The 12778-nt window shown below is 63.3% G+C and carries 13 protein-coding genes; 8 read left to right on the top strand and 5 right to left on the bottom strand.

The genetic code is table 11. The features are described from left to right. The first annotated feature begins 35 nt into the window (after nt 1-35). The 4 genes from GRI59_RS08295 (at nt 36) to GRI59_RS08280 (ending at nt 3493) form a co-directional block, all read left to right on the top strand. Complete coding sequence (locus GRI59_RS08295; protein ID WP_160760750.1) at nt 36-260, top strand: hypothetical protein; 225 nt, start codon at nt 36-38, stop codon at nt 258-260. Then, nucleotides 253-1635, top strand: coding sequence for a DUF5935 domain-containing protein (locus GRI59_RS08290; RefSeq protein WP_160760749.1), 1383 nt, complete (start codon nt 253-255; stop codon nt 1633-1635). Before GRI59_RS08295 ends, GRI59_RS08290 begins: the two co-directional genes overlap by 8 nt. Nucleotides 1636-1736: 101 nt before the next feature. Further along, entirely contained in the window at nt 1737-2186 is a 450-nt protein-coding gene (locus GRI59_RS08285; protein ID WP_067401388.1) for a MaoC family dehydratase, read from the top strand. Nucleotides 2187-2311: 125 nt separating this feature from the next. Next, complete coding sequence (locus GRI59_RS08280; protein WP_160760748.1) at nt 2312-3493, top strand: acetyl-CoA C-acyltransferase; 1182 nt, start codon at nt 2312-2314, stop codon at nt 3491-3493. A 222-nt stretch (nt 3494-3715) separates the two neighbouring features. On the opposite strand, the gene GRI59_RS08275 is transcribed toward GRI59_RS08280, so the two are convergent. Both GRI59_RS08275 and GRI59_RS08270 read right to left on the bottom strand, forming a co-directional pair. Continuing rightward, nucleotides 3716-4921 (bottom strand): type III PLP-dependent enzyme domain-containing protein, encoded by a 1206-nt coding sequence (locus GRI59_RS08275; RefSeq protein ID WP_160760747.1) that lies wholly within the window; start codon nt 4919-4921, stop codon nt 3716-3718. A 212-nt stretch (nt 4922-5133) separates the two neighbouring features. Continuing rightward, nucleotides 5134-5691, bottom strand: a complete 558-nt coding sequence (locus tag GRI59_RS08270) for a LemA family protein (protein WP_160760746.1) — start codon at nt 5689-5691, stop codon at nt 5134-5136. 67 nt (nt 5692-5758) lie between these two features. Here GRI59_RS08270 and GRI59_RS08265 point away from each other — a divergent pair, with 67 nt between their 5' ends. Then, nucleotides 5759-6745 carry a DUF3137 domain-containing protein gene (locus GRI59_RS08265; protein WP_160760745.1) on the top strand — a complete coding sequence of 329 codons (987 nt, stop codon included), beginning with the start codon at nt 5759-5761 and terminating at the stop codon, nt 6743-6745. Here the strand turns inward: GRI59_RS08265 and GRI59_RS08260 are convergent. From GRI59_RS08260 to GRI59_RS08250, 3 genes are read right to left on the bottom strand one after another with little or no spacing between them, the layout of a single operon-like run. Further along, complete coding sequence (locus GRI59_RS08260) at nt 6738-7931, bottom strand: carboxynorspermidine decarboxylase (protein ID WP_160760744.1); 1194 nt, start codon at nt 7929-7931, stop codon at nt 6738-6740. The two genes, GRI59_RS08265 and GRI59_RS08260, sit on opposite strands and share 8 nt — an antisense overlap. A 45-nt stretch (nt 7932-7976) precedes the next feature. Further along, on the bottom strand, nt 7977-8384 hold the full coding sequence (locus GRI59_RS08255; RefSeq protein WP_160760743.1) for a GxxExxY protein: 408 nt from the start codon (nt 8382-8384) through the stop codon (nt 7977-7979). Between the two features lie 32 nt (nt 8385-8416). Then, nucleotides 8417-9643 (bottom strand): saccharopine dehydrogenase family protein, encoded by a 1227-nt coding sequence (locus GRI59_RS08250; RefSeq protein WP_160760742.1) that lies wholly within the window; start codon nt 9641-9643, stop codon nt 8417-8419. 229 nt (nt 9644-9872) lie between these two features. Here GRI59_RS08250 and GRI59_RS08245 point away from each other — a divergent pair, with 229 nt between their 5' ends. From GRI59_RS08245 to GRI59_RS08235, 3 genes are all read left to right on the top strand, one after another. After that, nucleotides 9873-10826 (top strand): pyridoxal-phosphate dependent enzyme, encoded by a 954-nt coding sequence (locus GRI59_RS08245; RefSeq protein ID WP_160760741.1) that lies wholly within the window; start codon nt 9873-9875, stop codon nt 10824-10826. Nucleotides 10827-10905: 79 nt separating this feature from the next. After that, nucleotides 10906-12120: a BtaA family protein gene (locus GRI59_RS08240; RefSeq protein WP_160760740.1), complete on the top strand. Its 1215-nt coding sequence runs from the start codon at nt 10906-10908 to the stop codon at nt 12118-12120. Then, nucleotides 12120-12758, top strand: coding sequence for a class I SAM-dependent methyltransferase (locus GRI59_RS08235; RefSeq protein ID WP_160760739.1), 639 nt, complete (start codon nt 12120-12122; stop codon nt 12756-12758). The genes GRI59_RS08240 and GRI59_RS08235 overlap by 1 nt, the downstream gene beginning before the upstream one ends. The last annotated feature ends 20 nt before the right edge of the window (nt 12759-12778 follow it).

Below are 12778 nucleotides of genomic sequence, written 5' to 3'. Positions count from 1 at the left end.
CAGCACAGACCCCGCCGTCTGGACCCGCCCGACCTATGATCGACTATTTCGCGCTTGCTCTTGGACATGGCCTGCTGGCCATCGCCTTGCTGCGCCTGATGCTGCGCGACGGGTTGGACGCCGACCCGCTGATCGGCGAACTCAAAGCCGAGACCGAAGGCAACCGCATGGCGACCAGCGTTGCGGGCCGCAACGCCGCACGGCGCGCCAAGACGGCCGGACACGACGAAGCCGAAGGCGACCCACCCGCCAATGCTTGATCTCGTCTTCCTTGCCTTCATCGGATACGTGCTGGTGCTCGGTCTCCGGCGCCCGTTCCTGTGGGTGCTGCTCTATGTCTATATCGACATCCTCGCCCCGCAGCGGATCGGCTATTCCGCGATTGCCAGCCTGCCGGTGTCGCTGATCGCCTTTGCCGCGGCTTTCGGCGGCTGGGTCGCGCTCGACCGCAAGGAAGGCGCGCGCTTCACCTTGAGACAAGGGTTGATGGCGCTGCTACTCGTCTATTGCTTCTGGACAACGGGCCATGCCGATTTCCCGGTCGAGGCCGCGACCAAGTGGGACTGGGTGTGGAAGGCGCTGTTGTTTGCGATCTTCCTCCCCCTCACCCTCACCACCCGCGCGCGGATCGAGGGGCTTGCGCTCTCGCTGCTGCTGACCGTGGCGATGATCGTGATCGCGACGGGCCTGAAAGTGGTGACCGGTGGCGGCGGCTATGGCGAACTCAACTTCTTCGTCGACGACAATAGCGGGATCTACGAAAGCTCGACCTTGGCGACGGTCGCGATCGGGCTGATCCCGATGCTGTGGTGGTTCGTCAAGCACGGCACGATCTTCCCGCGGCACTGGACGGTAACGGTCTTCGCCGCCGCGCTGACATTTGCGGCCCTGCTGGTGCCGATCGGCACCGAGGCGCGCACCGGCCTCCTGTGCATCGCCGCCCTGGCTGTGCTGATGCTGCGCTACACCAAGCAGCGCTTTCTGTTCATTACGGGCGCAGGCGTATTGGGGCTGACCGCCCTGCCCTTCCTCCCGCAATCCTATTACGAGCGCATGTCCACCCTCGCCCAACCGAGCGGCGATGAAAGCGCATCGACCCGGATAGCGGTGTGGGAATGGACCATCGATTACGTCGCGCAGAAACCGCTGGGCGGCGGGTTCGATGCCTTCCGCGGCAACAAGTTCAACTATGTGATGCCGGTCAAAACAACCGACAGGAACACCACCACGGTGACCTATCAGCCGGTCGAGGACAAGGGCCGCGCCTATCACTCCTCGTTCTTCGAGATGCTGGGCGAACAGGGCTGGCCGGGCCTGATCATCTGGATTTCGCTCCACCTGATCGGGTTGTGGCAGATGGAGCGCATCCAGCGCCGCTGGAAGAATGTCGAGGCCGAGGCCGAACGCTGGATTTCGCCGCTTGCCGCCGCCTTGCAGATGGGGGCGCTGATCTATCTCGTCGGCGCGACCTTCCAGGGGATTGCCTATCAGCCAGTGATGCTGATGCTGGTCGGCCTTCAGATCGGGCTCAACACCTATTGCGCACGGATCGATTCGGCGCGCGGGTTGCTGGAGCGCAGCGTCTCTCGCAAGCAGGCCATCGCAGCCAAGATGGGCGGTGCCGTAGCGGCATAGATCAGAGCGTTGCGCTCCCCCTTGTGTTGCGCCATGAAGCCGCCCACGGACAAGCACGGCGGGCACGGGATCTCGCCGGCAAAATGTGAGGAGGAGCCCCCATGAACCCGCAGGAATTGGCCGCCAAGGTCGGCGAAGTTATCGGCACCAGCGAATGGGCCGAAATGAGCCAGGAACGCATCAACCAGTTCGCCGAGGCGACCGGTGATCACCAGTTCATCCACGTCAACGAAGAGATGGCCAAGATGACCCCGTTCGGCGGGACCATCGCGCACGGCTTCCTGACCTTGTCGATGATCCCCTATCTCGGTGCCCAGGGCGGCGCCCCGCGCATCGACGGCGTGAAGATGGGCGTGAACTACGGCGGCAACAAGACGCGCTTTATCGCCCCTGTCCGCGCGGGCAAGCGCATCCGCGGCGTCTGGAAGCTCACCGAAATGGTCGAAAAGCGCCCCGGTCAGTGGCAGCAGACCTGCGAGATCACCATCGAGATCGAAGGCGAGGAAAAGCCCGCCCTGATCTGCGAGTGGATTACGCAATACTTCGTGTAATCTAGCACGCATCGTCACCCCGGCGCAGGCCGGGGCCCAGAGCTGCAAACTCCGCCCTCACCGTCACTGGGTCCCGGCATTCGCCGGGATGACGGTTGGGGCTCAGGATAAAGGATACCCCCAACATGGCACGTGACGCAGTCATCGTCTCCACCGCCCGCACACCAATTGGCCGTGCTTACAAGGGCGCTTTCAACGCCACCCCCGGCGCCACGCTTGGAGCGCTCAGCCTTGCCCCCGCGATTGAACGCGCCGGGATCGAAGCGGGCGCGATCGACGATGTGGTGTGGGGCGCGGTCCTCACCCAGGGCACGCAGGCCGGCAACATCGCCCGCCAGGTTGCCCTGCGCGCCGGTTGCCCGGTTGGCGTCTCGGGCCAAACCATTGATCGCCAGTGCTCATCCGGCCTGATGGCGATTTCGACCGCTGCCAAGCAGATCATCGTCGACAATATGGATATCGTCGTCGGCGGCGGTCAGGACTCGATCTCGATGGTGCAGACCCCGGAAATGCGCGTCGCGATGGATAAGTCGCTGCTCGCGATGCACGGCAATGTCTACATGCCGATGCTGCAAACCGCCGAGACGGTGGCCAAGCGTTATAACATCAGCCGCGATGCGCAGGACGAATACGCCTATCAGTCGCAGATGCGCACCGCCGCCGCGCAGGCCGCAGGCAAGTTCGACGCCGAAATCGTCCCCGTCACCACCACCATGAACGTGATGGACAAGGAGACGAAGGAAGTCAGCCAGCGCGAATTCACGCTGACCAAGGACGAAGGCAACCGCCCCGAAACCACGCTGGAAGGCCTCCAGAGCCTCCAGCCGGTGATGGGCCCGGGCATGAACATCACCGCGGGCAACGCCTCGCAGCTGTCGGACGGTTCGTCCGCTGCGGTGTTGATGGAAGCCAAGCTGGCCGAACAAAAGGGCCTCCAGCCGCTCGGCCGCTATGTCGGCATGGCGGTCGCGGGCACCGAACCTGACGAGATGGGCATCGGCCCGGTCTTCGCGATCCCCAAGCTGCTCAAGCAGACCGGCCTGAAGATGGACGACATCGGGCTGTGGGAGCTGAATGAAGCCTTCGCGGTGCAGGTGCTCTATTGCCGCGATACGTTGGGGATCGATAACGACATCCTCAACGTCAACGGCGGCTCGATCTCGATCGGCCACCCCTACGGCATGACCGGCGCCCGCTGCACCGGCCACGCGCTGATCGAAGGCAAGCGCCGCGGCGCCAAGTATGTCGTCGTCACCATGTGCGTCGGTGGCGGCATGGGGGCAGCTGGTCTCTTCGAGGTCTTCTAAGGAACGCTCTGACCTAACACAAAAAGCGGCGCGGGAAGCAATTCCCGCGCCGTTTTTTGTTTGTGCCCTTCCCGTCGCCCCGTGCGTGACACGGGGCTTGGCTCGTCCTGATCGAAGTTCGAAAAAGGCAAGCCAAGCCCCGGATCAAGTCCGGGGTGACGCAGATGGCAGGAAATGGAAGGCCGCCGCCCCGCCTTTGTCAGGCGGGGCGGCGGGAAAAAGTCAGCGCAGGCTCACCACGTTATCGGTCGCCTCGCGCTTGCGGGTGCCGTTGAACAGGCTCATCATCGGCTCGTCCTGCACCGTCACGACCTGGGCATTGCCATAGCCGTTGAAGCCGGTCTTCATCGCCGCGCCGTAAGCGCCGAGCATCCCGATCTCGATGTAATCGCCCGCCTGAATGTCAGCCGGGAGCCGGAACGGGCCCTTCATGTAATCGGCGTCGTCACAGGTCGGGCCGTAGAAGGCGAAGTCTTCCTCGTCCTCGATCAGATCGTCCTCAAGCGCCTTCACCGGGAAACGCCATGCGACGTGCGCCGCATCATACAGTGCGCCGTACGCGCCATCGTTGATGTAAAGCTCCTCGCCGCGACGCTTGTTCACCTGCACGATCATCGAGGAGTACTCGGCCGACAGCGCACGGCCGGGTTCGCACCACAGCTCGGCGTTGTAGGCAATCGGTAGGCTTTCGAAGTGCTTGGCGATGATCGCGAAGTAATCTTCCATCGGCGGCGGTTCGAGGCCCGGATAGGCGCTCGGGAAGCCTCCGCCGACGTCGATCATGTCGATCACCACCGATGCCTCGGCAATCGCCGCACGGGTGCGGTCCAGCGCCTGCACGAAGGCAAACGGCGTCATCGCCTGGCTGCCGACATGGAAGCACACGCCCAGCCAGTCGCAATGCTGGCGGGCTTCGCGCAGCAGCGCGGGTGCCTCGATCAGATCGCAGCCGAACTTCGACGCGAGGCTCAGCTCCGAATACTCGGACGACACGCGCAGCCGGACGCACAGTCGCAAATCGCGCGGGGCCTCACCCGTTTCGCGGTTGCGGCAGGCGTCGATGATCTTTTCCAGCTCTTCGACAGTATCAAGGCTGAAGGTACGCACGCCGTGGTCGAAATAGGCTTCCGCGATTGCCGCCGGGGTCTTCACCGGGTGCATGAAGCACAGCACAGCATCCGGCAGGATGCCGCGCACCAATCGCACTTCGGTGATCGAAGCGACGTCGAAGTGGGTCACCCCGGCATCCCAGAGCACGCTGATCAGATCGGCCGCAGGGTTGGCCTTGACCGCGTACAGCACCTTACCCGGAAACTTCTCGACGAAGTAACGAGCGGCGCGCCGCGCGGCGTGCGGGCGGTTGAGGATGACGGGTTCGTCCGGGCGAAGGTCGCGGACTACAGCCAGTGCGTCGGGATAAATGTGCAACTCAAGGGACCCCCAAAACGGTTTTTGAAAACCATAAAACGACAAGCTGCCTTGCGGTTTGGAAGTCCCCTTGGGGCAGCGGAAGGGCGCAATTAGGGCTTGGGGGGGATATTGCAAACGAAAAATGCACCCCGGCGGGGTGAAATGTTTCTTTTCGAAGACACCCCACCAAGCACGACCGAAATGTGACGGAAATCCGCCTTTTTTTCGCGTTAGAAGCCGATTTTGGGAACCTTATCGACCGTCCCTTGTTCGCTCGCGTCGAGCCGGTGGAAATCGGCTTCGGCGAAACCAAGGCTGCTCGCAAACAGCACCGCCGGGAAGGATTCGCGCGCACCGTTGAAACGCGCCACCGCCGCGTTCAGCGCCCGGCGGGCGGCGGCCAGCTTGTCCTCGACATCGGCGAGCTCGCTCTGGAGCGACTGGAAGTTCGCGCTGGCCTTCAGATCGGGATAGGCTTCCCCCAGAGCCAGCAGATTGTCGAGCGCACCGCGCAACTGCTGCTCGCTCCCCGAATCCGGCGTGCCTGACGCCGCCGCGTTGCGCGCCGCGATCACCGCTTCGAGCGTCGCCGATTCGTGTCCGGCATAGCCCTTCACCGTCTCGACCAGATTGGGGATCAGATCGTGGCGCTGACGCAGCTGGGCGTCGATATCGGCGACGCCCTGGCGCACGCTTTGCCGCAGGCCGACCAGATTGTTGTAGATGCCGATCACCATCAGCACCCCTACGACAACCACGCCAATCGCCACCAAGCCGATCAAATTCATTGTCATCCCCTTTACCAGATGGCCCCATTTGTGCTGACACTGATTAAAGAATCGCGCGGGAGAGGCAATGCGCAACGGGATCGAAGGCCTGATGCAGGGCGGGCTGGAACAATGGCTCGCCGGACAGGCGGACATGCGCGAAGGCGCGAAGAAGCAGGCAGCCTCGCGCTGGACGTGGGGCGCGGCGATTGCCTTGCCGGTGCTTGCATTCCTGTGGTTCGGCCCTGCCATCGACGTCGAGCTTCGGCTATTCGCCACGCTCGCCGCCGCCGCGCTGATCGGGTGGTGGGGCTACCGCCCAATCGACGCCGCCAAGCAGGCGATCAAGATCGGGATCAACTCCGCCATCGCAGCCAGCTTCGGCGTCGCCTATGCCCACGAGGTCGAACCGGGCGCCGAGTTCGAGGCTGCGCGAACCTATGGCCTCGTGCCGGGCTATGACCGGTCAAGCTTTGAAGATCGCTGGTACGGCAATCTTCAGGGCCATGACTTCAACCTTTACGAAACCCACCTCGAAGAACAACGCGGGTCGGGCAAGAACCGCCGCTGGGTGACGGTGTTTCGCGGTCCGGTGATCCACATGGGGTTCGGCCGCAGCTTCCACTCCACCACGCTGCTCGAACGCGCCGGCAAGCATCGCAAGTGGCTGGGGCTTGGCGGGGCGAGCGATCATGTCAGCTTTGATGGCCACCGGCTCGACCGGGTCGATCAGGTGCACCCGGCGTTTGGCGACGTCTTCGCGCTCTATAGCGACGATCAGGTCGAAGCGCGGGTGCTGGTCCACCCCACCTATATCGAGCACCTGCTGCAACTTGAAAGCGCGTTTGAGGCGCAGGAGCTGCGCGCTCTGTTCACCCGCGGCGAGGTGATCATCGCGGTCGAGGCGGACAATATGTTCGAAAGCGGCGCGATGGACGCCAGCGCCGACCGCGCCAACGCCGAACGCGCCCAGCGGCAATTCAGCGCAATCTCAGGCCTCGCGCTGGCCATCAACCAGAACGAACGTGGGCGGGTAGCCGGCGGCGACCTTCCGCCCGCAAGCGACTTTAGCTGAGCCGGTCGCGGAAATCGGCGTAATCGAACCGCTTGATGCAATCGAGCGCGTCCGTTTCGGAATCCCACATCCAGATCGATGGCAGGGCAACCCCGTTGAAGGTGTTGGTCTTGACCATCGAATAATGCGCCTGATCAAGGAAGGCGAAGCGCGCGCCGGGCTCGGCGGGCACCGGCAGGATGTAATCGCCGATGACGTCGCCCGCGAGGCATGACGGGCCACCGAGGCGGATCGGGATCATGTCCTCGTCCGCGATTTCGCCGAGCATCGCCGGGCGGTACGGCGCTTCCAGCACATCGGGCATATGGCAGGTGGCGCTGATATCGGTGATGCCGACCGGCACCTCGTTGAACATGGTGTCGAGCAGCGTGCCGACCAGAATGCCCGCATCAAGCGCAACCGCTTCACCCGGTTCGAGGATGATCTGGCAGCCGGTATCCTCGGCCGCATCCTTGAGGAATTCGACCAATTCCTCGCGCTGGTAATCCGCGCGGGTGATGTGGTGGCCGCCGCCCATGTTGATCCACTTTAATTGCCCGAAGAACGGTTCGATCACGTCGAACACCCGGTCCCATGTGGCTTTCAGGGGCTCGAAATCCTGTTCGCACAGGTTATGGAAGTGGATGCCCTCTACGCCCTCCATGTGCTCCTCGGTCAGCTGGTCGAGCGGAAAGCCGAGCCGCGAGCCGGGGGCGCTGGGGTCATACTTGGCGACCTCGCCAGTGGGCACCTGTGGATTGATCCGCAGGCCGACGCTGACCTTCGCGCCGTTGGCCGCCGCGTGATCAAGGATCAGGCGCGCACGTTCGTGCTGGAACGGCGAATTGAAGATCACGTGATCGGACAGGCGGCAGATTTCCTCCAGCTCCTCAGGCTTGAAGGCGGCGGAATAGGTCGCGATCTCGCCGTCGTAGAATTCGGACGCGAGCCGTGCTTCCCACAGGCCAGAGGTGGACACACCATCGAGATATTCGCCGATGATCGGCGCGGCCGACCACATCGAGAACGCCTTCAGCGCCGCAAACACCTTGATGTCTGCGCCGTCAGCCGCAGCGGCATCACGCACCTCGGCCAGCACACGGCAATTGGCGCGCAGCTTGGCCGCGTCCACGACGAAAGCGGGGCTATCGACGCGCGACAGATCGAAATGGGCGAAAGCGCCCGGATCACCGGCTTTGGTTTGCATTTTTGAGCTTTGCTCCGTTTCGTATCACGCAAAGACGCGAAGAGGTCAGTCGGTGCTGCGACCACCGCGATGATTATTGACGACCCGCCTTATGCCATCTTTGAACATCGCTTGCCCGAAGTTCATCAGCAGCCCAAGCGGCAAACCGGTCAACCGCAAATACGTCAAGAGTTGCTTCCCGTGGATCGGCGCAAGCTTTTCGACCGATTTCAATTCGACGATCAGGCTTTCTTCAACCAAAAGGTCAATCTTGAATGCGTTGTCTACGACAACGCCTTTGTATGTCAGCGGAACGTTGACTTGGCGACGCGCATTGAGCCCAGCCTGGCGAAGTGCTTCGGCCATCAACGCCTCATATGCCGATTCCAGCAGACCAGGTCCTAGGACATTGTGGATATGGAACACACAATCGACAACGATGCGGGCAAGGCGCTCGATTTCGTCCGGGTGCAACTTCTTTGCGTCATCGCGTGAACCGGAACAAACTAGAACCCAACCGGCCCGGCCATTTCCTCGACTGTCCACGGCAGGCCGTGCGCGTTCAGCATGGCCATGAACGGATCGGGGTCGAGCTGTTCGATGTTGAACACGCCCTCGCCCTGCCAGTCACCGCGCACCACCATCGCCGCGCCGATCATGGCGGGGACGCCGGTGGTGTAGCTGACCGCCTGATTGCCGGTTTCCTCGTAAGCTGCCTCATGCGAGCAGATGTTCTTGATGTAGAACGTCTTCTCGCCCGATCCATCCAGCGCTTCGCCCGTGGCGATTACGCCGATGTTGGTGTTGCCCTTGGTGGTCTCGCCCAGCGTTTCAGGCTTGGGCAGCACGGCGGCGAGGAATTGCAGCGGGATGATGTCCTTGCCCTGATAGCGCACCGGCTCGATCGAGGTCATGCCGACGTTCTGGAGCACGGTCAGGTGCGTGATGTACTGATCGCCAAAAGTCATCCAGAACCGCGCGCGCTCCAGTTCGGGGACGAACTTCGCGAGGCTTTCCAGCTCTTCGTGATACATCAGGTACATGTTCTTCTGACCGACCGCTTCGAAATCGAACGCGACCTTGTTCGACATCGCCGGGGTTTCCACCCACTCGCCGTTTTCCCAATGACGCGCGGGCGCGGTCACTTCGCGGATGTTGATTTCCGGGTTGAAGTTGGTGGCGAAATGCTGGCCGTGATCGCCGCCGTTGCAGTCGAGGATATCGAGCTGGCGGATCGTCTTCAGCTTGTGCTTCTTGAGCCACATGGTGAAGACGCTCGTCACGCCCGGATCGAAGCCCGAACCGAGCAATGCCATCAGGCCTGCGTCCTTGTAACGATCCTGATAGGCCCACTGCCAATGGTACTCGAACTTGGCCTCGTCCTTGGGCTCGTAATTCGCCGTGTCGAGGTAATCGACGCTCGCTTCAAGGCAGGCGTCCATGATCGGCAGATCCTGATAGGGCAGCGCAAGGTTGACCACGAGGCCCGCACCGGTCTTGCGGATCAGATTGACCATCGCCGGGACTTCTTCGGCGTCGATTTCGTAGGTCGCGATATCGCGCCCGCAGCGCTCCTTCACGCTGGCGGCGATGGCGTCGCATTTCGACTTGGTGCGGCTGGCGAGGTGGATTTCGGGGAAGATGTCCGGATTGAACGCCATCTTGTGGACGCAGACCGAGCTGACCCCGCCCGCGCCGATAACAAGGACGGTGCTGGATTTTGCTGCCGACATTTTGGGAACCTTTCGTGATGCGAATCTTGCGCGCGCCCTACCCCAACGCAGCCGAGGGGACAAATGATCCGCATTTCCTACAGAGATATGATGGGGCAGGCTGACCGGATGATGACACCCTCCCTCCGACCCTTGCCTGTTTCGTGCCGCCACAGGGGCTTTGCGGGGGAGCACTTTTCTGCTTCAGGGCAGCGTCTCATGTGTCTCCAACAGACAGGAGCAGGCCAGCGTGACTGAACGAAACCCCACCCGTGACGGCGTGTTGGCAGCGGCCGATGCGGTCGCTGCGATCCTGCCGCCCACCCCGCTGTTGCCGGTGGAGATCGGCGGCGTGCAGGCGTGGGTCAAGGCCGAAGTGCTGCAACCCATCGGCGCCTTCAAGATCAGGGGCGCATGGTGGCGGCTGGTGAGCCTGTCGCCGGAAGAACGCGCTGCGGGCGTGGTCGCGGTGTCATCGGGCAATCATGCGCAAGGCGTGGCTTGGGCGGCGCGGCGGCTCGGGATGAGCGCGACCATCGTGATGCCGCATGATGCGCCTGAGGTGAAGCTGGCGAACACCAAGGCGCTCGGCGCGGAGGTGGTGCTGTACCAACGCCCCGGAGAAGACCGCGATGCGGTTGCAGCGCAGCTGATCGCGGAACAGGGCGGGACGCTGGTCCATGCGTTCGGCGATCCGTGGGTGATCGAGGGCCAAGGCAGCGCCGCGATCGAGATCGCCGCCCAACTGGGCCGCGCGCCTTCGCGGATCATCGCCTGCTGCGGCGGCGGAGGCCTTGCGGCGGGGCTGGCGCTGGGTGCACCCGACAGTGCGATCCATCCGGTCGAGCCGGTGGGTTGGGACATGGTCGGGCAGTCGCTCGCCGCCGGAGCCATCGTCCCTGCCGCACCTGACGCCCCCAAGACGATCTGCGACGCGCTCCAGCCGCTCGCAACCAAGCCGATCAACCTCGCAGTGCTCCACGGACGGGCCGAACCGGGCGTGGCCGTCACCGATGCCGAGGTGCGGGCGGCGCAGCGCTTCGCTTTCGCCAATCTCAGGCTGGTGGTCGAGCCAGGCGGCGCAGCGGCGCTGGCGGCGGCACTGGCAGGCAGGGTGCCGGTGGACGCAGACACGGTGATCATGCTCACCGGCGGCAATGCCGATCCCGCGGCCTATGCGGCAATGCTGACCGACACCCACTAGCCTGTGGATAGCGTCACATTGCCGACACTCTAGTGCCATAGGGCCACCGCCTGACGTTACGTAAGGACACCCCCTCCCCATGGCGACACAGGCAAAGCGGATCATCGAGGATGCAGTGGTCCGAAAGGATGCAAAGGTCGGCGAAAAGCTGCTCGACAAGGCATTCGCGATGGCGTTCAAGGGGCTGGTCTATGCCCAGATCTGGGAAGACCCGGTGGTCGATATCGAGGGCCTCGCCATCCAGCCGGGCAGCCGCATCATGTGCATCGCCAGTGGTAGCTGCAACGCGCTGTCCTATCTGACGGCAGGGCCGGAAAGCGTCACAGCAGTCGATCTCAACCACGCGCACGTAGCGCTGGGGCGGCTCAAGATTGCAGCGATCAAGCATCTGCCCAATTACGAGCGGTTCCACCGCTTCTTCGCCCACGCCGATCACAAGGAAAACGCCGAGGTCTACAAGGCAATGATCGCGCCGCACCTCGATCTGGTCAGCCGCGCCTATTGGGAACAGCGCGACATCCGCGGGCGGCGGCGCATCTCGTACTTCACGCGCGGGATTTATCGGAAGGGATTGCTCGGCAATTTCATCGGCTTGGCGCATGTCTTTGCCAAGCTGTACAAGATCGATCTCAGTAAGGTGCTCGAAGCGCAAACGCTGGAAGAACAGCGCGAGGTGTTCGAGCGCGAGCTGGCCCCGGTGTTCGAGAAGAAGTTCATCCGCTGGCTGACCGATCAGCCCGCCTCCCTGTTCGGCCTCGGCATTCCGCCCGCGCAGTTCGAACACCTTGCGGGCGATGAACGCATGGCCGAAGTGCTACGCCGCCGTCTCGAAAAGCTCGCTTGCGATTTCGCGGTGAAGGACAACTACTTCGCCTGGCAGGCGTTCGGGCGGGGCTACAGCCGCGGGGCCGATGCGCCGCTGCCGCCCTATCTGCAACGTTCCAATTGGGAGGTGATGAAGGAACGGATTGACCGGCTCGACGTCACCCGCGCCAATATGGTCGACTGGATCGGCGGGCGCGAGGAGGCGAGCATGGACCGCTTCGTGCTGCTCGACGCACAGGACTGGATGAACAACGCACAGCTCGATGACCTGTGGGCCAAGATCACCCGCGCCAGCCGCCCCGGCGCGCGGGTGCTGTTCCGCACGGCTGCCGAGCCGAGCCTGCTGCCGGGCCGTCTGGATGACACGATCCTTGGCCGATGGCGTTACCTCGACGAAACCTCCGCCGACCTGACCCGCCGCGATCGTTCGTCGATCTATGGCGGCGTGCATGTGTACGAGCTGGCGTGATGGCGAGCGCAGGATCGTCTCACGCGGCGCTGATGGACGAGGTCTATCGCGGCCAGCGGCATATCTATGACCTGACGCGCAAGTACTACCTGTTCGGGCGCGATACGCTGATTGCGGGGCTGGATGCGCGGCCCGGGATGCGGGTGCTGGAGGTTGCCTGCGGGACGGGGCGCAATCTGGCGAAGGTCGGAAAGGCGTGGCCGGGGGTGCGCTTGTTCGGCCTCGATATCTCCGCCGAGATGCTGAAAAGTGCCCGCGCGGCACTGGGGACTGAGGCACAGCTGGGCGAAGGCGATGCCTGCTCGTTCGATCCGCAGGCGCTGCTGCGAGAGCCGGCGTTTGAACGGATCGTGCTGTCCTATTCGCTCTCGATGATCCCCGATTGGGAAGGCGCACTGGATCACGCGGCGGGGCAACTGGCGGATGCGGGTGAGCTGCACGTCGTTGACTTCGGTGACCTCCAAGGTCTGCCAGGCCCCTTCCAGACTCTGCTTAGGGGGTGGCTTGCGAAGTTTCACGTCGAACCGCGCACCACCTTGCCCGCTGTCGCCGCCCGCATTGCCCATTCTCGAGGGCTTCGACTGAAAAGCCGGCGCGGCCCGCTCGGATATTACCAGCTGCACGTACTGAGCGCCTGATAGGGGTTCGAATCGCTGGA

This window comes from Erythrobacter ramosus (assembly GCF_009828055.1).
GTDB lineage: Bacteria > Pseudomonadota > Alphaproteobacteria > Sphingomonadales > Sphingomonadaceae > Erythrobacter > Erythrobacter ramosus.
This window is presented reverse-complemented; position numbering and strand designations above follow the sequence as displayed.

Excerpts from the sequence above, each read along its gene's own strand:
- GRI59_RS08295 (WP_160760750.1), top strand. The coding sequence starts at position 36 with ATGATCGACTATTTCGCGCTTGCTCTTGGACATGGCCTGCTGGCCATC.
- GRI59_RS08290 (WP_160760749.1), top strand. The coding sequence starts at position 253 with ATGCTTGATCTCGTCTTCCTTGCCTTCATCGGATACGTGCTGGTGCTC.
- GRI59_RS08285 (WP_067401388.1), top strand. The coding sequence starts at position 1,737 with ATGAACCCGCAGGAATTGGCCGCCAAGGTCGGCGAAGTTATCGGCACC.
- GRI59_RS08280 (WP_160760748.1), top strand. The coding sequence starts at position 2,312 with ATGGCACGTGACGCAGTCATCGTCTCCACCGCCCGCACACCAATTGGC.
- GRI59_RS08270 (WP_160760746.1), bottom strand. The coding sequence starts at position 5,691 with ATGAATTTGATCGGCTTGGTGGCGATTGGCGTGGTTGTCGTAGGGGTG.
- GRI59_RS08265 (WP_160760745.1), top strand. The coding sequence starts at position 5,759 with ATGCGCAACGGGATCGAAGGCCTGATGCAGGGCGGGCTGGAACAATGG.
- GRI59_RS08260 (WP_160760744.1), bottom strand. The coding sequence starts at position 7,931 with ATGCAAACCAAAGCCGGTGATCCGGGCGCTTTCGCCCATTTCGATCTG.
- GRI59_RS08250 (WP_160760742.1), bottom strand. The coding sequence starts at position 9,643 with ATGTCGGCAGCAAAATCCAGCACCGTCCTTGTTATCGGCGCGGGCGGG.
- GRI59_RS08240 (WP_160760740.1), top strand. The coding sequence starts at position 10,906 with ATGGCGACACAGGCAAAGCGGATCATCGAGGATGCAGTGGTCCGAAAG.
- GRI59_RS08235 (WP_160760739.1), top strand. The coding sequence starts at position 12,120 with ATGGCGAGCGCAGGATCGTCTCACGCGGCGCTGATGGACGAGGTCTAT.